The 25,626-nt window shown below is 73.3% G+C and carries 17 protein-coding genes; 8 read left to right on the top strand and 9 right to left on the bottom strand.

Annotated features, from left to right (window positions below; all coding sequences use genetic code 11):
* Window positions 1-95 precede the first annotated feature (95 nt).
* From ACZ4UB_RS37215 to ACZ4UB_RS37235, 5 genes are all read left to right on the top strand, one after another.
* Window positions 96-1,415 carry an ABC transporter substrate-binding protein gene (locus tag ACZ4UB_RS37215; protein WP_468077365.1) on the top strand — a complete coding sequence of 440 codons (1,320 nt, stop codon included), beginning with the start codon at window positions 96-98 and terminating at the stop codon, window positions 1,413-1,415.
* A 10-nt stretch (window positions 1,416-1,425) separates the two neighbouring features.
* Window positions 1,426-2,394: a carbohydrate ABC transporter permease gene (locus ACZ4UB_RS37220; RefSeq protein WP_468077367.1), complete on the top strand. Its 969-nt coding sequence runs from the start codon at window positions 1,426-1,428 to the stop codon at window positions 2,392-2,394.
* Window positions 2,387-3,253 carry a carbohydrate ABC transporter permease gene (locus ACZ4UB_RS37225; RefSeq protein ID WP_468077369.1) on the top strand — a complete coding sequence of 289 codons (867 nt, stop codon included), beginning with the start codon at window positions 2,387-2,389 and terminating at the stop codon, window positions 3,251-3,253. The genes ACZ4UB_RS37220 and ACZ4UB_RS37225 overlap by 8 nt, the downstream gene beginning before the upstream one ends.
* Window positions 3,254-3,297: 44 nt before the next feature.
* A complete protein-coding gene (locus ACZ4UB_RS37230) occupies window positions 3,298-4,656 on the top strand; it encodes a GH1 family beta-glucosidase (RefSeq protein WP_468077393.1) in 1,359 nt (452 codons plus the stop codon).
* 145 nt (window positions 4,657-4,801) lie between these two features.
* The gene (locus ACZ4UB_RS37235) at window positions 4,802-5,719 is read left to right on the top strand and encodes an NADP-dependent oxidoreductase (protein ID WP_468077395.1); all 918 of its coding nucleotides are present in this window, start codon (window positions 4,802-4,804) and stop codon (window positions 5,717-5,719) included.
* Window positions 5,720-5,826: 107 nt separating this feature from the next.
* On the opposite strand, the gene ACZ4UB_RS37240 is transcribed toward ACZ4UB_RS37235, so the two are convergent.
* From ACZ4UB_RS37240 to ACZ4UB_RS37275, 8 genes are all read right to left on the bottom strand, one after another.
* A complete protein-coding gene (locus tag ACZ4UB_RS37240) occupies window positions 5,827-7,557 on the bottom strand; it encodes a discoidin domain-containing protein (protein ID WP_468077371.1) in 1,731 nt (576 codons plus the stop codon).
* 39 nt (window positions 7,558-7,596) lie between these two features.
* Entirely contained in the window at window positions 7,597-8,673 is a 1,077-nt protein-coding gene (locus tag ACZ4UB_RS37245) for a DUF1996 domain-containing protein (RefSeq protein ID WP_468077373.1), read from the bottom strand.
* 108 nt (window positions 8,674-8,781) lie between these two features.
* Complete coding sequence (locus tag ACZ4UB_RS37250; RefSeq protein WP_468077375.1) at window positions 8,782-10,941, bottom strand: discoidin domain-containing protein; 2,160 nt, start codon at window positions 10,939-10,941, stop codon at window positions 8,782-8,784.
* A 308-nt stretch (window positions 10,942-11,249) separates the two neighbouring features.
* Window positions 11,250-14,240, bottom strand: coding sequence for a poly(A) polymerase (locus ACZ4UB_RS37255; RefSeq protein WP_468077397.1), 2,991 nt, complete (start codon window positions 14,238-14,240; stop codon window positions 11,250-11,252).
* A complete protein-coding gene (locus ACZ4UB_RS37260) occupies window positions 14,240-16,069 on the bottom strand; it encodes an RNA ligase family protein (protein WP_468077377.1) in 1,830 nt (609 codons plus the stop codon). Before ACZ4UB_RS37260 ends, ACZ4UB_RS37255 begins: the two co-directional genes overlap by 1 nt.
* Window positions 16,070-16,171: 102 nt before the next feature.
* Window positions 16,172-16,657 carry a hypothetical protein gene (locus ACZ4UB_RS37265; RefSeq protein ID WP_468077379.1) on the bottom strand — a complete coding sequence of 162 codons (486 nt, stop codon included), beginning with the start codon at window positions 16,655-16,657 and terminating at the stop codon, window positions 16,172-16,174.
* Window positions 16,658-16,790: 133 nt separating this feature from the next.
* On the bottom strand, window positions 16,791-17,987 hold the full coding sequence (locus tag ACZ4UB_RS37270; protein ID WP_468077381.1) for a DUF418 domain-containing protein: 1,197 nt from the start codon (window positions 17,985-17,987) through the stop codon (window positions 16,791-16,793).
* 104 nt (window positions 17,988-18,091) lie between these two features.
* Entirely contained in the window at window positions 18,092-19,843 is a 1,752-nt protein-coding gene (locus tag ACZ4UB_RS37275) for a VanW family protein (RefSeq protein WP_468077383.1), read from the bottom strand.
* 281 nt (window positions 19,844-20,124) lie between these two features.
* On the opposite strand from ACZ4UB_RS37275, the gene ACZ4UB_RS37280 reads away from it, so the two are divergent.
* From ACZ4UB_RS37280 to ACZ4UB_RS37290, 3 genes are all read left to right on the top strand, one after another.
* Window positions 20,125-21,294: an NUDIX domain-containing protein gene (locus tag ACZ4UB_RS37280; RefSeq protein ID WP_468077385.1), complete on the top strand. Its 1,170-nt coding sequence runs from the start codon at window positions 20,125-20,127 to the stop codon at window positions 21,292-21,294.
* A gap of 120 nt (window positions 21,295-21,414) precedes the next feature.
* Entirely contained in the window at window positions 21,415-22,059 is a 645-nt protein-coding gene (locus tag ACZ4UB_RS37285) for a GNAT family N-acetyltransferase (RefSeq protein ID WP_468077387.1), read from the top strand.
* 666 nt (window positions 22,060-22,725) lie between these two features.
* A complete protein-coding gene (locus ACZ4UB_RS37290; RefSeq protein ID WP_467958051.1) occupies window positions 22,726-23,652 on the top strand; it encodes a class I SAM-dependent methyltransferase in 927 nt (308 codons plus the stop codon).
* A gap of 93 nt (window positions 23,653-23,745) precedes the next feature.
* On the opposite strand, the gene ACZ4UB_RS37295 is transcribed toward ACZ4UB_RS37290, so the two are convergent.
* Window positions 23,746-25,137, bottom strand: a complete 1,392-nt coding sequence (locus ACZ4UB_RS37295; protein WP_468077399.1) for a DEAD/DEAH box helicase — start codon at window positions 25,135-25,137, stop codon at window positions 23,746-23,748.
* Window positions 25,138-25,626 lie beyond the last annotated feature (489 nt).

Below are 25,626 nucleotides of genomic sequence, written 5' to 3' on the forward strand. Positions count from 1 at the left end.
TAAATTAAGGCCTGGACGTAACGGGCGGCCGCAAGGCGGCACCCGGCCTCCCTCCCGGCCGCTCGCCCGACCCTGTTGAAAGGGGCCGATCCGCCATGCGCAGAACCCGAGCCGCGGCCGTCGTCGTGGTCACCGCCTCCCTGCTCGCCGCCGCCACCGCCTGCGGCGGTGGTTCCACCGGCGACGAGGGCGGTTCCAACGCCGCCCCCAAGGAACTCACCTACTGGGCCTCCAACCAGGGCCCCGACATCGCGGCGGACCAGGCGACCCTCGGGCCGGAGCTGAAGAAGTTCGAGGAGCGGACCGGCATCAAGGTCAAGCTGGAGGTCGTGCCCTGGGCCGACCTGCTCAACCGCATCCTGGCGGCCACCGCCTCGGGCCAGGGCCCCGACGTCCTCAACATCGGCAACACCTGGTCCTCCTCGCTCCAGGCCACCGGCGCGCTGCTGCCCTGGAACGCCAAGAACTTCGACGCCATCGGCGGCCGCGACCGCTTCGTCGAATCCGCGATCGGCTCCGCGGGCGCGACGGGCCAGGACCCGGCCGCCGTCCCGCTGTACTCCATGTCCTACGCGCTCTACTACAACAAGAAGATGTTCAAGGACGCGGGCATCGACAAGCCGCCGGCGACCTGGGACGAGATGGTCACCACCGGCCAGAAGCTGTCCAAGGACGGCAAGTGGGCGCTGGGCGCGGAAGGTTCGAACCCCTCGAACAACATCCACCAGGCCTTCGTCCTCTCCCGCCAGCACGGCGCCGAGTTCTTCGACGCGGCGGGCAAGCCCACCTTCGACACCCCGGCCAACGTCGAGGCCGTCAAGCAGTACGTCGACCTGATGGCCAAGGACAAGATCATCGCGCCCGGCAACGCCGAGTACGACAAGAACCAGTCCCTCCAGGACTTCGCCAACGGCAAGACCGCCATGGTCCTGTGGCAGAGCGCGGCCAGCAGCTTCAAGGCCCACGGGATGAAGGAGGGCGACTGGGGCGTGGCCCCCGTCCCGGTCCCCGCGGGCGGCGCCCCCGGCCAGGGCAAGAACGTCAACTCGATGGTCGCGGGCATCAACATGGCCGTCTTCAAGAACACCGACAACATCGACGGCGCCCTGAAGTTCGTGCAGTTCATGACCAGCGACGAGGAGCAGAAGCTCCTCAACAAGACCTACGGGTCGATCCCGCCGGTCAAGGCCGCCCAGCAGGACCAGGCCTTCGCCACCGAGGACCTCACCGTCCTGCGCACCACCCTGGGCACCAGCGCCGCCCCGCTCCCGCAGGTCCCCGAGGAGTCGCAGTTCGAGACGGCCGTCGGCACCGCGGTCAAGGAGCTGTTCGCCGACGCCGCGGCCGGCCGCGCCGTGACCACCGAATCCGTGAAGGCCAAACTGTCCAAGGCCCAGCAGCAGATGGCGAAGTGAGCCCCTCCCCATGACTTCCGCCACCGCGGGGCGGGTACGCCGCACCGCCGCCCGGGTGCGCCGCACCGGACGGCTGCGCCGTACCGCCCTGCCCTACCTGCTGCTCCTGCCCGCCCTGCTGATGGAACTGCTCATCCACCTGGTCCCGATGGTGATGGGCATCTTGATGAGCTTCCGCCAGCTCACCCAGTTCTTCATCCGGGAGTGGTCGCGCGCCCCCTGGACGGGCTTCGACAACTACTCCCTGGCCGTCGACGTCGACGCACCCGTCGGCGAGGCCCTGCTCCGCTCGTTCCTGACCACCTGCGAGTTCACCCTGCTCTCGGTGGGCCTGTGCTGGTCGATCGGCACCGCCGCCGCCGTCTTCATGCAGGACGCCTTCCGCGGCCGCGGATTCCTGCGCGCCCTGTTCCTCGTCCCGTACGCGCTCCCCGTCTACGCCGCCGTCATCACCTGGGGGTTCATGTTCCAGCGGGACAACGGCCTGGTGAACCACGTCCTGTACGACCAGTTGGGCATCAGCGGTGAGCACACCTTCTGGCTGCTCGGCGACAACAGCTTCTGGGCGCTGCTCATCGTGTCCGTCTGGAAGGGCTGGCCCTTCGCCTTCCTGATCGTGATGGCCGCCCTGCAGAACATCCCCAAGGAGCTGTACGAGGCCGCGGCCCTCGACGGCGCCGGCACCTGGCAACAGGTCCGGCGGATCACCCTGCCCTCCATCGGGCCCGTCAACCAGGTGCTGGTGCTGGTGCTGTTCCTGTGGACCTTCAACGACTTCAACACGCCGTTCGTCCTCTTCGGCAAGTCGGCCCCGCAGGCCGCCGACCTGATCTCCATCCACATCTACCAAGCCAGCTTCGTCACCTGGAACTTCGGCACCGGATCGGCGATGTCCGTCCTGCTGCTGCTCTTCCTGCTGCTGGTCACCGCCGTCTACCTGCTCGTCACCAGCCGCGGAAGGAGCAAGGCCGATGCCTGAGGCCCGGCGCAGGTCCCCGCTCGCCCCGGCCCGCTCCTTCCGAGCGGTCCGGGCGGTCTTCCTCACGCTGCTCACCGGCTTCGTCGTGCTGCCCGTGTACGTCATGGTGACCAGCTCGCTCAAGCCGCTGGAGGACGTCGCCGGAGCCTTCCACTGGATCCCCAGCGGGCTCACCGTCCGCCCGTACGTCGACATCTGGCACACCGTCCCGCTCGCGAAGTACTTCGTGAACTCCCTGATCGTGGCCGGCTCGGCGACCGCCGCCTCCGTGGTCATCGCCGTCTTCGCGGCCTACGCCGTCAGCCGCTACCAGTTCCGCGGCAGGCGCGTCTTCACGGTCACCGTGCTCTCCACCCAGATGTTCCCCGGCATCCTCTTCCTGCTGCCGCTCTTCCTCATCTTCGTGAACGTCGGCAACGCCACCGGGATCGCCCTCTACGGCTCCCGCGGCGGGCTGATCCTCGCCTACCTCACCTTCTCCCTGCCCTTCTCCATCTGGATGCTCATCGGGTACTTCGACTCGGTGCCGCGCGACCTCGACGAGGCCGCCACCGTCGACGGCTGCGGCCCCATCGGCGCCCTGCTGCGGGTCGTCGTCCCGGCCGCGGTCCCCGGCATCGTCGCCGTCGCCGTGTACTCCTTCATGACCGCCTGGGGCGAGGTCCTCTTCGCCTCGGTCATGACCAACCAGGAGACCCGGACCCTGGCCGTCGGCCTACAGGGCTACTCCACCCAGAACGACGTCTACTGGAACCAGATCATGGCCGCCTCACTGGTCGTCAGCATCCCCGTCGTCGCGGGATTCCTGCTGCTCCAGCGCTATTTGGTGGCGGGACTCACCGCGGGAGCCGTCAAGTGACCACCGAACTCATCCGCCCCGGAAGGACCGACGTGAGCGAGCACCTGCCCATCGACCTCGGCGCGCTGCCCCGCGACTTCGCCTGGGGCACCGCGACCTCCGCCTACCAGATCGAGGGCGCCGTCGACGAGGACGGCCGCGCGCCGTCCATCTGGGACACCTTCTCGCACGCGCCGGGCAACACCGCCGGGGGCGACCACGGCGACACCGCCTGCGACCACTACCACCGCTGGCGCGAGGACGTCGCCCTGATGCGCGACCTCGGGACCAACGCCTACCGCTTCTCCGTCGCCTGGCCGCGCGTGGTCCCCGGCGGCGACGGTCCGGCCAACCCCAAGGGCCTCGACTTCTACGACCAGCTCACCGACGCCCTGCTGGCCGCGGGCATCGAGCCCTCCGTCACCCTCTACCACTGGGACCTGCCGCAGGCCCTCCAGGACCGCGGCGGCTGGCCCGAGCGGGCCACCGCCGAGCACTTCGCCGCGTACGCCGCCCAGGTGGCCGAACGGCTCGGCGACCGGGTCACCCAGTGGACCACCCTCAACGAACCCCTGTGCTCGGCGTGGATCGGTCACCTGGAAGGCAAGATGGCCCCCGGCCTGACCGACCTGACCGCGGCCGTGCGCGCCTCCTACCACCTGCTCCTCGGCCACGGCCTGGCCGCACAGGCCATCCGCGCCGCCGCCCCGGGCGCCCGCGTCGGCATCGTCAACAACCTCTCCACCGTCGAGCCCGCGAGCGGGAGCGAGGCCGACCGCGCCGCCGCCCGCCGGATGGACGGCCACGTCAACCGCTGGTGGCTCGACCCGGTCCACGGCCGCGGCTTCCCCGCCGACATGCGCGAGGTCTACGGCGTGGAGCTGCCGGAGCGCCCCGGAGACCTCGCCACCATCGGCGCGCCGCTCGACTGGCTCGGGCTGAACTACTACTTCCCCCAGTACGTCACCGACGACCCCGACGGCCCGGCCCCCCGGGCCCGCCAGATCGACCGACCCGCCGTCGCCCGCACCGGCATGGACTGGGAGGTCGACGCGGACGGGATCGAGACCCTCCTCATGCGCCTCACCGAGGAGTACGGCGCCCGCCGCCTCCACGTCACCGAGAACGGCTCGTCCTACCCCGACGTCGTCGCCCCCGACGGGAGCGTCACGGACCCCGAACGGACCGCCTACCTGCACGCCCACCTCGCCGCCTGCGCCCGCGCCGCCCGCCGGGGCGCCCCGCTGGCCGGCTACTACGCCTGGTCGTTGCTCGACAACTTCGAATGGGCCTACGGCTACGACAAGCGCTTCGGCCTCGTCCACGTCGACTTCGCCAGCCAGCTGCGCACCGTCAAGGCCAGCGGGCGCCACTACGCCCGCGTCATCGAAGCCCACCGCGCCGCCCACGACGAAGGCAGCTGACGGGCCCCCGCCGCGGCCACCGGAGCACGCCGTGCCCGCCCCGCTTCGGGGGACGGGCACGGCGTTTCGTGATGGGATGGGTCCGGGGGCCGTTCCACCAGCTCACGGAGAGGCGAGGCGCATGTCCGAGGACAACGAGGGCACCATGCGGGCGATGGCGTACGAGACGTACGGCGGGACGGAGGTGCTCACCGAGACCCGGTTGCCGGTGCCCAAGGTGGGACCCGGCGAGGTCCTGGTCCGGGTCAGGTGCGCCTCGGTCAACCCGGTCGACTGGAAGATCATGGCGGGCGGCCTGGACGGCCTCATGGACGTCGTCTACCCGGTGGTCCCGGGCTGGGACGTGGCCGGAACGGTCGAGGTCGTCGGCATCGACACCCCCGAGTTCGCCGTGGGCGACGAGGTCATGGCGTACGCCCGCAAGGACTACGTGCACGGCGGGACCTTCGCCGAGTTCGTCACCGTGCCCGTGCGCGCCCTCGCGCGCAAGCCCGCCGGCCTCGGCTGGGCCGAGGCCGCGGGACTCCCGCTGGCCGGGCTCACCGCGTACCAGCTGCTCACCCGCCTGGACACCGGCAAGGACGACACCGTCCTGGTGCACGGCGCGGCGGGCGGGGTCGGCTCCTTCGGCGTCCAGATCGCCCGGGCCCTGGGCGCCCGGGTCATCGGCACGGCCTCGCCCCGCAACCACGACCGGCTGCGCGAGCTGGGCGCCGAACCCGTCGCCTACGGGGACGGCCTCGCCGAGCGGGTCCGCGCCCTGGCCCCGGACGGGGTGAGCGTGGTCGCCGACTTCGTCGGCGGGGTCCTCGACGTCACCCGGGCGGTCCTGGCCGACGGCGGCCGGCACGCCTCGATCGCCGACCCGGGCGTGCTGGGCGAAGGCGGCGCGTGGATGTGGGTCCGCCCGGTCGGCAGCGACCTCGCGGAGCTGGCGCGCCTGGTCGAAGCCGGGCAACTGTCCGTCACCGTCGCCAAGACCTTCCCGCTGTCCGAGCTGGCGGCCGCCTTCGCGCTCAACCAGGACGGACACACCGCGGGCAAGATCGTCGTCGAGGTCTGAGCAGCGGTCCGGGCAGCCGGCCGCACGCACACGTGACCGCGCGCCACCCCGGCGGGAAGGAAGGGCGGCGCGCGGGGTTCACATGAGCGTGGCGGGGGCCGGAAGGATCAGGCGTACACGCCGAAGTGGAACAGCGAGTAGCCGTAACCGGTGCCGCGCTGGCTCATCTCCAGGCGTACGTAGCGCCCCGAGGCCGCGATGTCGAAGTCGTCGATACCGCCGTCCCCGGTGGACGTGGCGTACGCCGTGCGCCAGTTCTGCCCGTCGTCGGAGACCTTGATCGTGTACGCCTTCCCGTACGCCGTCTCCCACACCAGCTGGGCGTGCTTCAGCTGCTTCACCGCGCCCAGGTCCACCTGGAGCCACTGCGGATCGGCCCAACTGCTCGCCCAGCGGGTGTCGTTGCGCCCGTCGGTGGCCAGCGCGGGGGTGCACGGGCAGCCGCCCCAGGCGTCGTTCTGGAAGGTGGAGGCGCTGGTCGGTCGACCCAGCGCCACGTCCGTCCCCGACACCGGCGGCGGGACCACCCGTACCGAGCGCTGCTCCACGCCCACGTTGCCGCGCCCGTCCTTCACCTTGACGTACAGGATCCACACCCCGGTCTTCGCCGGGGCCGTGGCCCTGATGGTCCCGCTTCCCAGCGGGCCCGAGGCCACGGAGAGCAGCCCGCCGCCCCCGTCCACGTACGTGCCGCCCCAGAGCACCTCGTAGGACAGCGCGTCGCCCTCCGGATCCGTCGCCGGGGCCTGGACGGTGATCTCCTTGCCGGCCAGCACGGCCGACGCGTCGGCCACCGCGGGGACGGACACGGTCGGCGGCAGGTTGTCCCCGGCCGTGTTCCCGCCGTACATCCGCTTCACCGCGTAGTACGCCTTGCGGCGCTCCCCGGCGGGGGTCAGGTTGAACCAGTGCCCGCCGAAGTCGTACTCGGTGCCGTAGTGGAACACGGTCGCGCCCAGCGCCACCCCCCGGTGGCCCGTGACGCAGTTCCACGCGTTCGTGTAGCCGTCTGCCATGGCCTGGTCGCCGACCTGCCGGGGCACCCCGTTCGCGTCGTTCGGCACCTCCCACTCACCGGCCGGGCCGGTCTCGGTGATGATGTAGGGCTTGGTGTAACCGCCTTGTTCCCAGGCCTGCTTGACCCCGCAGACCTCCTTGTAGGAGTTGACGGCGTACAGGTCGAGGTCGGGGGAGTTGCGCTTGTAGTAGGTCCAGGCGCCCACCCACGCGTCGGTCGAGGTCACCGGGTGGTTGGCGTCGATGCGGTGGATGGCCTTCGCCACGTCGTTCACGAAGGTCGTGTAGGCATTGCGCTGGTTCTCCAGCTCGGTGCCCGCGTAGCAGTTCTGCAGCCCGAGCACGGATTCGTTGCCCACGTTCCACATCAGCACGCCCGGGTGGTCCTTGTAGGTCTGCACCCACCGGGTGAACTCGGCGAGCATGTTGTTCCTGTAGGTCGCGTCCGTGACGTAGTCGGTGCAGCCGCCGCTGCCCGGGCCGCCGCCCGGCTGGAGCCAGAAGCCGGCGACGACCTTGATCCCGTTGGCCGCCGCCGCGTCGAACAGCGGCTTGCTGCTCGCGTCGGTGCCCCAGGTGCGGATGGTGTTGGCGCCCAGCGATTTCACGTCGGGCAGCAGGCGCGCCGCGTCGGCCGGGGACGGACCCCAGGTGACGCCCTTGACCTGGTACGGCGAACCGTCCACCTGGAGCTGCCAGTTGCCCTGGGAGCCGGTCACCTTGACCACGCTGCCCGCGGCGTGCGCGGGCAGGGCGGGCAGGACCGTGACGGCTCCCGCGAGCAGGGCTGCCGCGGTGAGGGTGCGCATGCGGGAGAGCATGCAGGACCTCCTTGGAGGGGGTGGGGGAGGGGAGCAGAGCTAGGGGAGGCGGTAGTCCGGGCCGAGTACGGCGCCGGCCGCGGGGTGGGTCTCGTCGTAGCCGCGGGCGTTGCACTGGAGGCCGCCCTTGATGCAGTGCTCGACCAGGGCGTTCAGGGTCCGGTCGTCCCACGCGCTGAAGAAGTCGTAGTGGAAGGTGTGACCGGCCCCGCTGGAGAGCCGTACCTGCGACATGTCCCCGCTGACCGGGAAGGCCATCTTGAACTCGACCATCGGCAGCGCCACCGGGTGGTCGGCCGGGCAGACGTTGTCGTTGGTGCCGGGCTTCACGACCGGGTAGGCCATGTGCGCCTTGTGGTCCGGCGTGTCGAGGTTCTTCCCGTCCCAACAACTCGGGGACTGCATACGGATGTTGAGCTGGGTGCCGGCCGGGCAGTTCGCCGGGAACTCGACGTTCTTGAAGCTGTCGCCGCACTCCCAGCCCTCGACCCAGCCCTTGTGGGCCCGGAACTCGGCCGCGGTCTGGGTCGGGCTGCCGACGACGAACCGCAGGCCCTTGGGGAAGGGCCGCACGCTCGTGTAGTCGGTGACGCCCGTCTTGTAGTAGATCACCTGGGGTCCGGTGGGCAGGACCGGTTGGCTGCCGTTGTAGAGCGTCGGCATCCAGTAGCCGGACAGGTCGCCGGGCGCGTTGCACGCGGTGCCGCCGCCGCTGAGCGAGGCGGTGGTGCTGAAGGCGTCCGTCGTGGTGTTGCCCATGAAGGTGTGGTTGTGCGAGGCCCCGGGGCGGCCCGCGAAGACGATCGGGTCGTCCGGCGCGGTCCTGCTGACCGCGCAGTTGGCCTGGAACTCGTGGAAGTACCGGTCCGGGGGGTTGTTCCAGGACGGGGTCACGCCGGTGACCGGGGGTACGGCGGGGATGTAGCCGTCGCCGTCCGGGTCGTCGCCCCCGGCGAGCGGGGCCACGGCCGAATGGTCCATGCCCAGGTGGGCCGAGGCGCCGGAGTCGGTCGAGGCCCGGGCGGTCAGGGGGGTCAGCCCCAGACCGGCGGCGGCGGTCACGGCGCAGGCGACCGAGACGAGTAGGGCGGACAGGGCCCGCGGGCGGAGTTCCATCAGGTCGGCTCCTTCGGGTGGGGTGGTGGGAGAGCGCTCTCTCGGATGGCCCGGAAAACGCGGGGCGGCCGTCGGGCCGCCCCGCGTCCTGCGGGGGTCAGGGGTGGATCAGGGGAACGAGAGGACGGTGGACGGGGTCGTCGAGGTGCCCGAGGTCGCGGCGCCGGTGTTGTTGATGACGTGTTCGTACTGGCCGTTGCCGCCGAGCGAGACGACGAGCAGGTCGTGGAACTTCACGCCGGACTTCACCGGGACCTCGAAGCCGTGGTCCTGGCGGATCGACGGGTCGACGTTGTAGTAGCAGTAGCTGCCCAGGCCCCAGCCCTCGTGGGTGGTCACCGAGTCCGCGACCTTGTAGGCCGCGTAGCCCTTGACCGAACCGTTCTGCACGGCCGCCTGGTTGGGGGCGTCGTAGGCCTTCTCGTTCTGGAAGAAGATCGTGCGGCCGCGGTCGCCGTTCCACTCCACGTCGTACTTGTTGAAGTGCTCGACGAACAGGCCGGTGGCCAGGACGTCGTCGCCGTTGACCCGGAAGCCGTAGTCGGAGCGGTTGGTCTCCCAGCCCACCCCGTCACCGTGGTCGGCGCGCCAGATCCAGGTGTGGTCGACGATCGTGTCGTGGTTGTTGATCACCATGCCGACCGTGGCCTTGCCCGCGCCCGCGCCGCCGACCCGGATGAAGACGTCCTGGACGGTGGTCGGGTTCGCCGCGTGGTCCGTGGTGGTGCCGGCCGGGCCGACCTCCAGCAGGCTGGGCGAGTTGACGGTGCCCGCGTCCACGAGGAAGCCCGCGAGCTTGACCCCGTCCACGTCGGCCACCTTCAGCGCGGTCACGCCGTTGTCCGGGACGATCGTGGCGAGGCCGAGGCCCAGCACGACCGTGTCGGGGCGGTTGACCTGGATGGTCTGGTTCACGTGGTAGACGCCGGGGGTGAAGAGCAGGTGCAGGCCCTGGGCCAGCGCCTGGTTCATCGTCGCCGCGGTGGTGCCGGGCTTGACCACGTAGAAGCGGCTCAGCGGGATCGACGTCCCCTGCGGGGCGCCGTTCCCCCAGGACGTGCCGCGGGCGTTCACGCGCTTGGCGGGCACGAACACCTTGTACTCGGAGCCGTCCAGGTACAGGAACGGCTTCTCGCGGGAGACCGGGGTGGTGTCCAGCGTGGTGTAGCGCGGGTCGGGGAAGGACTGCGCGGGTGCGCCCTGGGTGCCGGAGAAGACCTGGTTCCAGACCGAGTTGCTCCACCCGCCGATGGAGCTGTCGCGGGTGTACCACTGCTGCTGCGAGTAGTTGCCGACCTGGCCGTCGATCCTGGAGTCGGCGATGTACCCGCCGGAGGCCCAACCGTAGCCGTTGGGGGCCAGGTTGAGGCCGCCCTTGACGTGCATCCGGCGGAACGGGGCGGCCTGGGAGACGGCCCAGCGGTCGGTGCCGTTGACCGGGTTCAGCGCGAGGTTCTCGGCCGAGCGCCAGAAGTTCTGGGTGGCGTTGCCGCCGAACCAGCCCGCGTCGACCGTCACGTCACCGTTGATGGTGGTGTCGTCCGGGTTCAGGCCGAGGCCCGAGATGGAGGTGTAGAAGCCGATCTGGGCGTTGAGGCCGTTGTAGGTGCCCGGCTTGAAGAGGAACTGGTAGCGCCCGGAGCCGAATTGGGCGGACTCCTGCTGGGCGAAGACCTGGTCCAGCTTGGCCTGGATGTTCGGCGTCGACGGATCGAAGACGATCACGTTCGGGCCGAGGTCGCCGCCGCCGGGCAGGGTCGGGCCCGTGTCCCCGCTCGTCCCGTACACCTGGAACTCGAAGAGCGAGTAGCCGTAACCGGTGCCGCGCTGGGTCCCGTACACCCGGACGTAGCGGGCCGTGCCGCTGAGGTCGTGCGTCTGGACCCCGCCGGTGCCGGCGGCCGTGGAGTACGCGGTGCTCCAGTTGGCGCCGTCCGTGGACAGCTCGATCCGGTACGCCTTGCCGTAGGCGGCCTCCCAGCGCAGGACGACCTGGCTGACCTGGGCCGGTGCGCCCAGGTCGACCTGTATCCACTGGGGGTCGGCGAACTGGCTGGACCAGCGCGTGTTGTTGTCGCCGTCGACCGCGGCGGATGCCGGGGTGCCCGCGCCCTCGATGCTGGACGCGGTCGCGGGCTTGCCCTGGGAGAGCAACGTCGGGGCGGCCTGGGCGGCGGTGGCGGGCAGCAGCATGAGCAGGGCCGCGACCAGCGCGGCGGCGAGCGCCGCCGCGGTGAACCGCGGCGGCCGATCGGAGAGCAATCGCATGGAGGTACTCCTGACGTCGGGGATCCGGGGGGATCGAAGCGTGAGTGAACTGCCCCCGGGTGGGGCCGTCAAGAGGTTCAGCGTTCATGAACTGAAGATCCGTCGATGCGTCACATAGGCGTCAGGCCCGTGAACTTGGGGTTTCTTCAATCCTTGTGAAAAGTATTGACGAAAAAAGTCGCGGGCGCTTGGCTAAGGCTCCCAACGGATCCGTCCGGCCGTGCCCCGAGGAGCCCCGGGAGGCCCGCTGTGCGCAGTGTGTTCGGGCAATGGCGGCACTGTCCCCTTTTCCGGGGACAGTGCCTTCGCTACTTGTCTGGAGAGGTTCGTGCCGGCCGCGGCCCGGCGGGCGTCGGTACGTCGCCGCCCGCGACCAGGGCCACCTCGACACCGGCCAGCCCGGCGGCCCAGCGCCCGCCGGCGGCGGCGATCCGCCCGGCGTCCGGCGGGGTCGCCCCCAGACCGATCGCGTACCGGATTTCGCCCGGCTCCGACGGGAAGGGGTGCGGCCAGGCGTGCGCGTCCACGGCGCCCGCCTCCTCCAGCGCGGTGACCAGCGCCCGCATCCGGCCCCGGACCTTCCCCGGCAGCGCTCCGGGCTCCCCGGCGCCCGTGCCGCGGACGGTGACCTGGGCCCAGGCCGCGTGCCGCCGGTGCAGCGGCGGCGGGTCGAGCAGCTCGGGCCACGGCCCCGGACCGCTCTCCGTGATCTCCCAGGCCCGGTACAGCTCCCGCACCAACAGGTCGCGGAAGCCGGCGCCGACCTGGCCCGTGCAGCTGCGCACCGGCGCGGAGGGCGTCAGTACGGTGACCGGCGCGCCGCTCCCGTCACCCGGGCCGGCGTCGTCCGGCCCCGCGCCGGCGGTGCCGCGCAGCGTCACGGGAATCCGCCAGTCCCAGGCGGCCCACCCGCCGAAGAACTCCCGCAGCAACACGTCCCCGCCGAGCCCCGGGGGGTGGTGTGCCACCGTGCGGGCGGCCAGTACGGACCAGGCCAGACCCGGGAGACCGCCGAAGGGGGCGCAGTCCAGGCCGCGGGAGCGGGCCCATTCCTTGACCCGGCGGGCCAGTTCGGCGAAGGCGGGCCCGTGGTCCGGGCCCACGGCGAGGCGGACCGCCTCGGCGTCGCTCACCGCGCTCAGCGCGAGCGCCGCGCCGCCGCCCAGCTCCGCCCGCCGGGCCACCGCGGCGTCGGGCGCGATCCCCGCGCTCGCCACGACCGCGAGGTCCACGTCCAAGGCACCGACCCGCAGCCGCAGCCCCGGGACCCGGGCCCCGTGCACCTCCCGGACGTCGACCGCCTCCGGCAGCGCGGCCAGCACCCGCTCGCGCAGCCGCGCGGGATCGACCCGCCCCGCCAGCGCCACGACCAGGTCCAGGTCCGCGCCGGGCAGGGCGCAGCCCATCCGACGCGATCCGGTGACCTCCACGACCCCCTCCGGCAGCGCCCGCGCCAGCCGTTCCGTGACGGTCGGCGCGAGGCCGTCAGTGGCGTCGGGGTGGTCGGGGCGCGCCGGACGATCGTGGTCCTGCGCCGGCCACCGGACCTCGCCCGTGCCCAGGTCCACCGTGAAGCGCACCCGCATCGGTTCCCCGCCCCGCCGGGACAGTACGGCGAGCGAACCGACCCGCACGGACCCCATCGGGGTCGCGGCCAGCACGTCCGCGCAGCGGGCCGCGGCGCGCCCGGGGTCCGTGCTGCGCCCGAGCGTCAGGTGCGGGGTGAAGCCGTCGGCGCGGCCCCGACAGCGGGGGAACCGCCGTACCAGCGCCGCCCGCAACTCCTGCCAGGGCGCCTCCCCGCCCGCCGCCGGGTCGAGCCACAGCGTCGCGTCCTCGCGCTGCCCGAAGGAGTGCACCCCGGCCGGGCGCGCGGTGAAGGCGGGCACCTCGGCCACGGCCTCGGCCAGCAGGACGGCGGCCCGCTCGAACGCGGACTCCGGGACGAACCCGAACAGCAGGTTCACGTGCGGCGGCCAACGGTCCACCCGCGGATCCAGTTCCCGGCGCAGTTCCTGGAGGGCCGGCCACGACTGCTCGGGCGGGATCCAGGCCACGGCGGTCCGCGCGGTGGGCGCCAGGTCGAGCACGGCCGGTCGGCCCCGGTCCGCCCCTTCGGGTACGTCGCCCCCTCCCGGTACGTCGCGACCTTCGGGTGCGTCGCTCCCCGCCGGCGCGGCCGCGCACGTGCCGAAGTCCAGCGCGGCCTCCACGCCGTAGTGGTCGGACACGAACAACCCGTCGGAGGTGGCGGGCCGGTCCCCGCGCAGTGCCGCCGAGACCGTCACGGCCGCGCCCCGCAGCAGGATCCGGTCCAGCCGGGCCCCGCGCCCGGTGAGCGAGCCCACGGCGGCCAGCGGATTGACCGTCGGGTCGAAGGTCGCGGTGGTGTCCGCCTCCCCGTGCACCTCGGCCCACGCGTCGCGCAGCCCGAGCGCCGCGGCGGGACCCGCGGGGCCACCGCGCCCGTCGTTGAAGTCGCCCATCAGCACGACCTGGCCGTCGATCCCCGCCAAACCCTCGGCGAGCCGGGCCAGTTCGGCGGTACGGCGACCCGCGCCGTCCGTGGAGTGGTCGCTGCTCAGGTGGGTCGCGGCCACCACCAGCGGGCCCGCCGCCGTCTCCACGGTGACGGCGGTGACCCCCTTGTGCGACCCCAGCGAGTGAACTCCCGTCTCGCGCACGGGAATCCGGCTCAGCACCAGCAGGCCGGTGTCGGCCACGTCACGAGCCCGCGGCGAACCGCCCAGGGTGTAGGAGGCACGGACCCAGGGCTCGGCCAGGACCATCTCCAGCAGCCGGGGCTCGACCTCCTGGAGCGCGATGACATCGGCGTCGGCGGCCGCCAGCTCGGCGAGCAGCAGCGGGCGCCGCCGCTCCGTCTCGATGAGGGGCCCGTCGTAGCGGTCCCACAGGGTGTTCCAGGTGAGTACGCGCACCAACGCGGCCGTGGGCGGGGCGTGCACGGCGTCACCGACCGGCGCCCAGCCGTGCGCCGGATCCCACGTGTGCGCCGTCCGCGCCGTGAAGAAGGGCGCGCGCAGCAACCGGGGGGCGCGCGCCCGCCCGGCACCCGAGCTCTCGATCCGGTCCACGCCGGTCGCCCGGTCCCACACCAGCTCGCCGTCCGCCTCGACGAACAGCACCCGGTGCCAGGGGACGTCGCCGCCCGGCACGAAGGAGGGCAGCGCGACGCGCTTCGGCTCGGCCCCGCGCTGGAGCAGCCCCAACACGAACCGGGCGGGATCGAAACGGGGGTCCCAGCGGACCTGGTGGTACAACTCCTCACTGGTCCGCATCACGCCTCGCCGTCGTACAGGTCGCCGTCGTAGGCGTCACCGTCGTGCAGGCCGCCCGCGGTGTCCTCGACCGTGCCGCCCGTCCCGACGTACCACGTCCGGTGTGCCCGACCGGGGTACGGCGGATCGAACCGGCGCAGCTGGGTGTCCAGGACCGCTGCCGGTACCGGATGCGCGCGGGTGCCGTTGCGGCGGCGCAGCGCGTCCTCGTCGGCCAGGACGATGACCTGCGTCACCAGTGCGTCACGCCGGCGGGCCACCGACCCGACCAGGGCGCGCTGCGGGGCCACCAGCGAGGTGGCGTCCCACACGACGGTGCCCCCGGCCCCGAGCGCCGCGTCGAGCCGGTCCAGCCCTTCCCGCAGCACCTCCGCGTTGGCCCGTTGGTCGCCGCGCGCGCCGCGTGCGGAGCGCAGCTCGTCCAGCGAGACGTACGCGTCCACCCCGGCCAGCGCCCGGCCGAAGGTGCTCTTCCCGCTCCCCGAGGGCCCCACCAGCTGGATCAGCCGCGGGAAGCCGCCGCCGCGCCACCGCCAGGTCGCGGCCACCGCCTCCTCCACCCCGCTGACGCGCCCCTCGGCCCACGCCTGCAGGGCCTGCGCCCAGCACCGGTCCGCCGCCGTCGCGTCGAGCCCGGCCAGCGCCTCCCGCAGCCCCGAACGCAGTGGCCCGTAGGGCCGTTCACCGAGCAGACCCGCCTCCTGCGCCCACAGCGCCGACCACTCCACGCACGCGCGCGCCCCGGCGCCCTCCGCGTCGGCGCGCGCTCCCGCGACGGCCCCGGCCACCGCGTGCAGCACGCCGAGGTCCGCGGCGGCCGACATCCCCGCCAGCCCGGACCGGCGAGCCTCATCGGGGAAGGGCAGGTGCAACCGCCCCTGCAGCCCGACCAGATCGGCCACCCGGCGTGCGAGCGGCAGGCCGAGCGCCGCCGCGAGCCGCGGCGCGAGGAGCCCCCGGTGCGCACCGTGCAGCGCGGTGGCGAGCACCCCGGCCAGCCGGGCGTCCCCCGACCGCCCCAGCACGTCGAGCCGGGCCGCGACGTCGGCCACCGCCTCGATCACGGCGTCGGACACGGCCTCGGGCATGGTCTCGGGCACGGTCTCGGCCGACGAGGTGGGCCGTACGCCGGCGGCCGCGAGCACGGCCGGTACGTCGGGCTCCGCCCCCGAGCGGACCGCCCACAGCGGGGCGGCCGGGCCGAGACCGTTCTCCACCACGGACGCGAACATCCAGTGGGTGCCGGTCTGCACGTGTCCCCCGCGCACCCACTTGGCCACGTGCCCGGCGAAGGCCGTACGGTCGAAGCCGGCCACGGAGCGCACGACGTACCCCTCGTGGCGGCCGGTGTCGAGCTTCAGCTTGCGCAGCGCGCGCTCCGCCGGCGCGTCCAGGACGCCCCGCCAGAGCACCCGCGGCACCGGCACGCCGAGCCCGGTCAGGAACCGCACGGTGCGGTCCCAGTCGAGGCAACGGTCGCCGTCCCAGACCGAGAAGCCGTAGAACCAGCTGTCGAGCGCGTCGTAGGCGAGGGAGTGGCGGGCGTAGAGGTTCTCGCCGCAGATCCGCCAACCGGCCGGGATGCCCGGGCCGATGCGCCCCTGGAGGGCCTTCACCCAGGCGCGCGAAGGGTGGTGGGCGGAGTCGAGGGAGCGGGCGTGCAGGCCGTCGGCATAGAGGGTCGTGTTCTCGCCGTCGAGCTTCTCGGTCACCACCACCTCGCGCCCGCAGAGCCCCGGCAGCCCCGACAGGTCACCGGCCCGTACGTCGTCGGGCGTGGCCCCCGGGGACCAGGGGAGGTGCGGGGTGCGGGGGTAGTGGGTGCGCATGGTCCGCTCCGGTCGGTGACGTGTCCTCGCCACTGTAGGAAGGGGCACCGAACGGATCCACCCAATATCCACCGACCGGTTCGAGCCACTCGCGGCCGCCGCTCAGCGGCCGTACTGCTCCGCGCACAACTGCGCGATCGACGGGGACACCGTGCCCTCGGCCGCCGCGCACAGCGCCGACATGTCGTACGCCCGCCCCGGAGCGGGTCGGCTCTGGGGGCGTGGCCGGGCCCGTGGCGTGCGGGCCTTCGCCGGGGCGGGTGCCCGTACCGTCCCGGACCGGCGCGGTGTCGACCGCCGGGTCCCGTCGGCGTCCGGGGCCTCCTCCCGGTCCGCGGACCCGGCCGCCGGCGCCGCCGCGGCCTCGGCCGTTGCGGGCGGCCCGGGGGTGGGCGGGGCGGCCGCCTGCGCCGGGTCCTGCGGCATCCGCCCCAGGGGGAGCACCGCGCGCGGGGAGGGCGTACGGACGATCACGGGATCCGGTGTCCGGGCGGCCGGGGCGGCCGGTGCGACGGTCGTACATCCGGTGGTACCCGCGCCCAGGAGGAGCACGGCGAGGGACAGGGGCAGGACCCGACGCAGCTGCATCCGCCCACCCTGCCGCATGCGGGGACCGGGAGCGGCGCGCCGTCACGCGTACGGGTGAGCGCGAGCCGCACCCGTGCCGGAGCGCGCGGCGTGCGAGCCGGCGCGCGGTGTGCGCGGGGGCGCGCCTTCCCGGTCAGGTACCGGCGTGGGCGCGGGGCGCGGTGGCCAGCCGGAGGGCGTGTTCCAGCGGCCCGCGGCGCAACGGCGAGTGCGCCCAGGCGCGCTGCCACCCCCAGGCCGCGGCCAGGGCCACGGCGCAGAACGCGGCCAACGCGCCCCAGGACGCCGCCCCGTTCGCCGGACCGGCCAGCACCAGCGCGTGCACGACGTAGGCGCTGAGCGCCATCGCGCCCAGCGCGGTGAGGGGCCGCAGCAGCCGGGCGGCCAGCCGGCCGCGGGCCAGCAGCACGAAGCCGCCGATGAGCGCGGCGCCGACGCCCGCGTTGCCGAGCGTCTCCAACGGGGTCTGGCTGTAGGGGGAGGCCAGGAGCAGCCAGTCCCACGAGGTGCTGGGTATCGCGCCGTACTGCTGGGCGAGCACGGCCCGGACCGGATCGCCGGCCGCCAGGGCCTCGGGGTGGTGCGCGGCGATCGCGGCCAGCAGGCGCTGCCGCCCGCCGAGCACCTCGATGGCCAGCCACGCGGAGCCGTACGCCACCGCCGCGACGGCCGCGCCCCCCAGGGCGAGGCGTCGGGCGACGGCCGTCTCGCGGACGTCGCACAGCCGCCCCAGCGCCATGCCGGCCAGCACGTACGGCAGGTAGGTGACGACCGGGTACGCGCCGGTGAGCAGCAGCCCGCGCAGGACGTCGCCGAGCCCCGTCCAGCCGCGGGCCAGGTCGGTGAGGTCGGGCACCGTACCGCGGCCCGAGGCACCGACCCCGAAGAGCGGGCCGAGGACGTACGAGAGCAGCGGCCCGACCGCCACGCCCGCGGCCGCTACCACGGCGAGCGCCTTGGTGGAGAGGCGGGTGAAGGGCTCGGCGGCGAGGAAGTAAAGCGCGAAGAAGGTCAGGATGACCAGGATCCCGGGCCAGAGCGCGGCCAGGGACAGGCCGAGCGCGGCGAGCACCGCACAGCGGATCAGCAACGGCCGCAGCCGCCCGGGCGCCCCGACCCCGGCGCCCTCGCCCGGGCGCTGCCGCTGGGCCAGGGCCAGCGAGAAGCCGGCGAGGAGGGTGAAGACGGCGGGCGCACGTCCGTCGGCGGCCAGGACCAGGTAGTTCGCGCCGGACGGGCGCGCACCGGGCCCGACGTGCACCGCGAACATCCCCAGCACCGCGAGGCCGCGCGCGGCGTCGACACCGGACAGCCTGCTGCTGGTGCTCATCGGTTCCTCGGGGCGGGGGAGGAGTACGACATCATGCTCAGGTAGAGGTAGATAGTGGAACAAAGGTTCCGTTTCGCCCCGACGAGCCGCCCGGATCGTGCGGCTCAGCCGCAGGTGACGGTGTCGCGCGGGGTGTAGCGCGTCGTGAACTTCTCGCGCTTGACCTCCTTGCCGCCCTGCTCGAAGATCCGGTCGACGGTGACGTCGAAGCCTTCGAGCGGGGTCTGCGCCTCGCACCGCGGACCGCTCCCCGTCCGGGTGCCCGGCTGCTTGACGTTGGTGCGCGGCCCCTTGACCGCCTTGACCGCGTCGTACTTCTTGGTGCCGAGGAAGGTGATGGTGACCGAGGTGTCGGTGGCCGACGCCTGGATGTAGAGGGCCTTGCCCGAGTCGTTGCGGAAGCTCTGGTCGAGGCTGCCCCAGGCCACCGTGGCCTCGCGGCCCTCCGGGTAGCGCTCTATGTAGAAGGAGTGCGCGCCGTACTCCACCGGCTTGACCCCGGCGAAGAACACCGCGTTGAAGACGGTCGTGGCCACCGCCGAGACCCCGCCTCCCGCGGCCTTCTCGTACTGGCCGCCATTGATCATGATGCCGTCGACGAAACCGTTCTCCTTGGTGCGTTCGCCCACGGTCCGGTTGAAGCTCCAGGTCTCGTCGGGCAGCACCACCGAGCCGTTGATCAGCTCGGCGGCCCGGCCTATGTTCGTCGTGCGGTAGTCCGCGACCGGGAAGTCGACGGTGAAGGAGGACACCTCCTCCTTGATGCCGAGCTCCGCCACGTTCTGGCGGGTGAGCTTCGGCTGGACCGCCTCCGTGGCCACCGCGCCGGTACGGGCCCCCGCGCCCGACGTCACCAGCAGCGGGAGCACGGCCTCGCCCAGGGTCCGCTCGGTGACCCGGCGGCCCGCGCGGCCGTCCTCGGCCACGGAGACCCGGCCCGGTCCGTCGAGCCGCAGGCGCGCGTCCACCGGACCCGGCGCGGCCTCGCGCAGCGGGCCCGCGAGCGCCGGATCGGCGAGCAGCGCCTTGGTGTCGAGGTCGGGGACCAGGCGGCCGCCGTCGCCGGCCTTCATGGCCAGGTGCCGGGCGAGGACGCCGGGCTCGACGACCACGCGCCGCCCTTCGAGGGTGAGGGTTATGGGGGCCGACACCGCGGGTCCGGCGAACTCCTCGAGGGCCCGCTCCGTCTCCCGCGCCCCGATCCGGGGCTCGGTGGTCCGCACCGGCAGCTCGACGGGGTCCGCTCCGGCGCGCGGGTAGGCGGCGCGCAGGACGTCGAGCGCGCCGTCGGTGCGCAGGGCGACGCCGCTGACCGGAGTGACCGCCTTGGGCTTGCCCTTCTCGAAGGTGATCGCCCCCTCGACGACCGCGCGCCCCGTCTTCTCGCCGAGGCCGTCCAGAGCGGCCCGCGCCACCCCCTCGTCCACCCGGACCACCGGCTGCACCTCCCGACGGTCCGGACCGAAGAGCCGGCCGAGCACGGTGATCGGATCGGATCCGGCCCGCGCGGCGCGCTCGGCGGTCGCGGCGGAGTCGAGGGAGAGGCCGAGGGCGCTCGGCCGCACCTGCTCGACCCGGTCGCCGACGCGCACGGAGAAGCCGGATCCGGCCTCGGCCGCGGGGCCGAAGGCGCGGTCCAACGCCCGGCGCGCCCGGTCCTGGTCCATGCCGCCGAGGTCCACACCGCGGACCGTGGTGCCCCGGCCGATCTCGTCGCCGGCCAACGACAGGCCCGCGACGTACAGCCCGGCGCATCCGATGGCCAGGGCCCCGCCGGTGACGGCGAGCGGGCGCGGCAACCGCCGCCGTCGGTTCCCGGTGGCCGTCGCGGTCCCGGTGTCACCGGCGTGTGGCATCGCTGTCCCCCTGGTCGGTCGCGTGTGGACGGGCCGGTGGCTTTCACGCCGACCGGCCCGCGCCCCGAAAGCTACCAAGAGGTACATAACCAGGTAATAAACGGTCATAGGTCAGGTAAAACCGGCAGGTCGCGGCCGTATGCGGCCGCCTCGTGTGCGCGGTGTGCGCGCCGTGCGCGCGGCGCCGTAACCCGGGGGCCGCGCGCGCTGTTGCACAGGCGTCGGGACGGCGCGACGAGCCCCGACCCGGCCCTCGCCCACCCACGGTGAACGGAGTACCGATGCCGCAGCTGACCGACACGGACCACACGGACCGGGCGGACCACGCGATCCCGGAGCCCGCGACCCCGGACCATGCGCTCCCCGACCCCGACCCCGACCTCGCCCCCGAGCCCGCGTTCCCGGATGCCGCGCCGCGGGTGGACGGGACACCGGTGGGCGCACCCCGGGCGCAGGGGCCCGTAGTGGCCGGCGACACGTGGATGACCCCCGCCGAGTACGGAGCCTCGCGCGCCGCGCTCTGGAGCGGAGCCTGCGTCCTGATCACCGACCCCGACGGACGGGTGCTCGTACAGACCGTGGACTACCGGCCCGACCGGCTGCTGCCCGGCGGCGCCGTCGACGCGGGGGAGGCGCCGTCCGCGGCGGCCGCGCGCGAGGTGTACGAGGAACTCGGCATCCGCGACCACTACCCGCGCGGGCTCGTCGTGGACTGGATCCCCGCCGACACCCCGGGCTTCGAACCGGAGATGCGCTTCCCCGGCGAGATCCTGCACGTCTTCGACGGCGGCACCTGGGACGCGGAGCGCATCGCCGCCATCCGACTGCCCGCCCAGGAGATCACGGGGGTCCACTTCGCCGAGCCCGCCGATCTGCCGGGCCTGATGCACCCCGGCGACGCCCGGCGCGCGCTGTCCGCGCTGCGGGCCCGCATCGACGGCGGCGGTCCGGTCCTGTTGGAGGACGGGCGGCCCACCGTGCCGGGCGCGCTCGACCGGCTCGGCGTGCTGCGCACCCGGCGCGTTCCGCAGCGGGGCGACTGGTGGCAGGGGCCGGCCCCGGAGACCTCCGTGGTGCACGACCGGGCGTCCTGGCTGTTCGCCCCCGACGGGCGGGTGCTGGTGCTGATCGCCCGCGACACCGGGGCCGCACGGCTCCCGGAGCTCACCCCCGACCTGGTCACCTCCGCTCCCGAACCCCTGGGCCACCTGCGCGCGGCGGACGGCGTGCGCATCCGTTCCGCGGCCCGGCTGCACGCGCTCGGCCCCGCCGTCGACCCGGCCCACGTCCGCCTGCTGGCCGCGCCCGAGCAGGTCCGCGACCTGTGCGACTGGGGGCCGGCCGCGGCGGACCAGCTGGCGGCCGTCCACGCGGCCCGCGTCCGCCTCGCCCTGCCCCGCCCGCCGCGCCGGCCGTGCACGGAGCTGCCGGCGGAGGGTATGGCCTGGTGAACCCGGGTCCCCGTGCCGGGCGCCGCGTATGGTTTCAGCGGCCACGCGCCAGGCGGCGCGGCACGGGGACCCGCATCAGGACCCCTGTGCGAGGACGACGACGGGGACGGGGAAGACGGCATGGGACGGACACTGGGGGAGATCCTCGACGCGGCGGCGCGCGGAGACTTCCCGCCACCGGACGGCGGGACGACCGTGGTCGCGCAGGAGCGGCACAGGGACGCCGGGGTGATCGCCTTCACCGCGCACTCCGTGGTCTTCACCGACGAGGATCCCGCGTGGGTGCGGGCGACCCTGGCCGCCGTCGACTGCGACGGCCTGGCCGCCACCATGAACCCCCGCTTCCTCGCCGCTCTCCTGGACCGCACCGGCCGGGGCCACGACACGATCGACCTGATGACCGTGGCCGACCCGTTGCCGGGGGAGCCGCCGCTGGCGCTGCGGGAGATCGCCGACCGTGACCATCCCCGGGTGGTCCGTGCCCGCGCCCGGCGCGACGACGTGCGCGTCTGGGCGGCCGACGGCGGGGTGGTACTCCTCGGCCGCGGGATCGCGGGCCGCTGGGAGACCGCGATCGAGGTGGACGAGCGGGCTCGCCACCGCGGCCTGGGCCGGGCCCTGGCCACGGCCGCCCGTCACCTCGTCCCCGCGGGCGCCCCGGTCTGGTCCCAGCAGGCGGCGGGCAACGCCCGCAGCATCCGTGCCTTCCAGGCCGCCGGTTACCGCCCGATCGGCTCGGAGGCCCTGCTGGTCGCCGGCCGCTGACCGGCCGCCGGCGGGCCGATCCCGGGTGATCGAAAGAGAAAATGATCAAGTCTTCACCTCGCCGTGAAACGACCCGGCGGGTCGCTCGGCGGCCGCGCGGTGGGAGCCCGACGGCCCGCTGCCCGGGTGGTTCGACGGCCGTGGCGAGGCGCCCGACACCGGACCTGGGCCAATGGAACGAGCGGGGACCGTATGCGTGGACCATTGGCCCAGTGCTCCACAGGTCGGCCTTCCCGTTCGTGAAGAGCGCTCCGTGGGTCCGGTCGGTGCGGAGGGGTTACTCGTCCCCATGCCTCAGGAATCCGTGAGGGCCCCACGGTGGGCGAGGGGCCCGGGCGTCGTACGCGGCTCGTTCGCTTCCGCAAGGGAGGGTGGTCGCAGATCGTGTACCACCGGCTCTCCCGACACCCTCGCGGGCGCGTGCCGGCGGGCCCCACGCATGGTGTCCCCGCTGGTCAGGCGTGGAGGCCGGGGGCGTCGCGCGGCCGCCGCCCGACCCTCTGCCGGCGACGGCCCGAGGGGCGCCACGCGTTCCTCCGGCGCTCCGCTCCGGTGTTTTCGGCATCTCCACAGCCTCGTCATGTACCCGTCCTGTGGTCTAAGGTCTGGCTACCCGGCCAGGTGTCAGTGCTGATCCCATGCCATATCCCCGGAGGACGACTCTCCATGTCGCAAGCTGCGCGTCTCCCTCTCACCGACCCCGAGGTGCTGTCCACGGCACCGGTTCCCGCGGGGTTCAACGACGTGGAGGGATGGTTCTGGAACGTCGACCAGGTGTTGTTCGACTGGTTCCTGGGGCACCAGAACGCCGATGCCGAGCACCGCGGTGACCTGCTCGAACTCGGCTCGTACATGGGTAAGAGCGCGATCTTCATGGGCAAGTACCTGCGCGACGGCGAGGAGTTCACGGTCTGTGACCTCTTCGACTCGCCCGCCGAGGACGAGTCCAACCTCGCGGAGACGCAGTCCTCCTACGCCTCGCTGACCCGCCAGGCCTTCGAGACGAACTACCTCGCCTTCCACGAGGCGCTGCCCACCGTCATCCAGGCCCCGACCTCCGTGGTCGGCGACCGGGTGCGCGCGGCCAGCTGCCGCTTCATCCACGTGGACGCCTCCCACCTCTACGAGCACGTGCACGGGGACATCGAGGCTTCCCGCGTCCTCGCGGCGCCGGGCGCCGTCGTGGTGTTCGACGACTACCGCTCCGAGCACTGCCCGGGCGTCGCCGCCGCCGTGTGGGGCGCGGTCACCACGTCCGACCTGCACGTCATCTGCGTGTCCGGGACGAAGCTCTACGCGACCTGGGACGACCCGGCCCCGCTGCAGAAGGCCCTGCGCACGTGGCTGGAGGGCCGCGAGGACCTCTGGCACGGCATCGACACCGTCGTGGACGCCCCGCTGGTGCGCATCGGCGGCCAGAAGGCGATCGCGCCGTCCGCGCCGAAGCCGCTCCGGGCTCCCGAGGTGCCCGTCCTCGCGGCGGTGCCGGCCCAGCCGAAGCCCGCGCCGCGCTCGCGCCGGGCGCGCAAGCTGGCGAAGGACCTGCTGCCGCCGATCGTGACGCGGGCGATCGTGGCGAGCCGCCGCCGCTGACACCGGACTCCGGTCCTCAGGCCCACGGGAAGGGGCCGGGTGCGCGCATCGCGCACCCGGCCCCTTCCTCTTCCGCTTCCTCGCGGTGGACGCTCAGACCCCGCGGCGCACCCGTGCCGCAGCGCGCGCTTCGGCGGCCTGGCGCGCCTCGGTGGTCTTGCGGGACTCCTTGGCCTTGCCGCCCGGCCGTCCCGGCCGGGTGCCCATGCCGCGGAAGGCGAGGGTGCTGTTCCCCTTGCCGCCCTTGGCGTCCTTGCCGCCGTCGGCGGACCCGGCTCCGGCCAGCGGGACGCCCGACGGCTTCTTCGCCCCGGTGATCTTGCTCAGCAGCGAGTCGCCCGAGCGCACCTGGGTGATGGTGGGGCGGATCTTCGCGTCGGCCAGCAGTCGCGTCATGTCACGGCGCTGGTTCGGGGTGACCAGGGTGACGACCCGGCCGGACTCGCCCGCGCGGGCCGTACGGCCGCCGCGGTGCAGGTAGTCCTTGTGGTCGGCGGGAGGGTCGACGTTCACGACGAGGTCGAGGTCGTCGATGTGGATTCCGCGCGCGGCGACGTTGGTGGCGACCAGCACGGTCACCGCCCCCGTCTTGAACTGCGCGAGGGTGCGGGTGCGCTGCGGCTGCGACTTGCCGCTGTGCAGGCCCTCGGCCCGTACGCCGTTGGCCCGCAGGTGCCGGGTGAACTGGTCCACGCCGTGCTTGGTGTCGAGGAACATCAGCACCCGCCCGTCACGGGCCGCGATCTCGGTGGCGGTCTCGTACTTGTCGGCGGCGTGGATGTGGAGCACGTGGTGCTCCATCGTCGTCACCGTGCCGACGGAGGCGTCGACCGAGTGGACGACCGGGTCCTTGAGGTAGGTGCGCACCAACTGGTCGACGTTGCGGTCGAGGGTGGCGGAGAAGAGCATCTTCTGACCGTCGTGGTGCACCTGGTCGAGGATCTCGGTGACCTGCGGCATGAAGCCCATGTCGGTCATCTGGTCGGCCTCGTCGAGCACGCTGATCTTGACGCGCTCCAGGTGGCAGTCGCGCCGCCCGACCAGGTCGCTGAGCCGCCCGGGGGTGGCCACGACGATCTCCGCGCCGTTCTTGAGGGCGCTGACCTGACGGCCGATGGACAGGCCGCCGACCACCGTGGCCATGCGCAGCTTCATGGCGTCGGCGTAGGGGGTCAGTGCCTCGGTGACCTGCTGGGCGAGTTCGCGCGTCGGTACGAGGACCAGCGCGAGGGGGCGCTTGGGCTCGGCGCGGCGCCCGGCGGTGCGCACGATCATCGCGAGACCGAAGGCCAGCGTCTTGCCGGAGCCGGTGCGCCCGCGGCCGAGGATGTCGCGCCCCGCGAGGGCGTTGGGCAAGGTGGCGGCCTGGATCGGGAACGGCTCGCGCACCTCCTGCTCCGCCAGCGTCGCCATCAGCTGCTCCGGCAGCCCCAGCTCGGAGAACGCCTCCACCGCGGGCAGGGCCGGGGCGATCGTCTGCGGCATCGCGAACTCGCCCTGCGGCGCGAGGGGCCGCGCGGACTTCTTGGGGGACTTCGCGGTCTTGGGGGGCCTGCCGGGCTGGACGCCGAAGCGGCCACGGGCTGACGGATTCAAACGGAGAGCCTTCCTCGATACGGAGCACGTCGTCGAGGACTCCCGGACCGGGCCGACGGGCGGCCGGACGGGCATGCGCGAGAACGAGCCGGAACGAGCCGGGGCCCGTACCCAGCGGTACGGGCCCCGGCTTCGTCGTGCGTCGGCGACCGGTCCGAATGCCGTTCGCCGCAAGTAACCAACCCATTTTACCACCGGCGCCCGAAGGGCCCGCGGCCGGTTCGCGCGCCCGGTGCGCACGCCTGGTTCCGGTCGCCGTACTGGGCGCGTTTCGAAAGTAGCGCCTGGCTCGCGACGCCTGGTACCGCACCTCGCGGCGTTGTCGGAACGCCCGATTACGTCCAGTAGGCGGGCGATCCTCCGCCTTGCGATGCACGG

This window comes from Streptomyces sp. NPDC028419 (genome assembly GCF_055565515.1).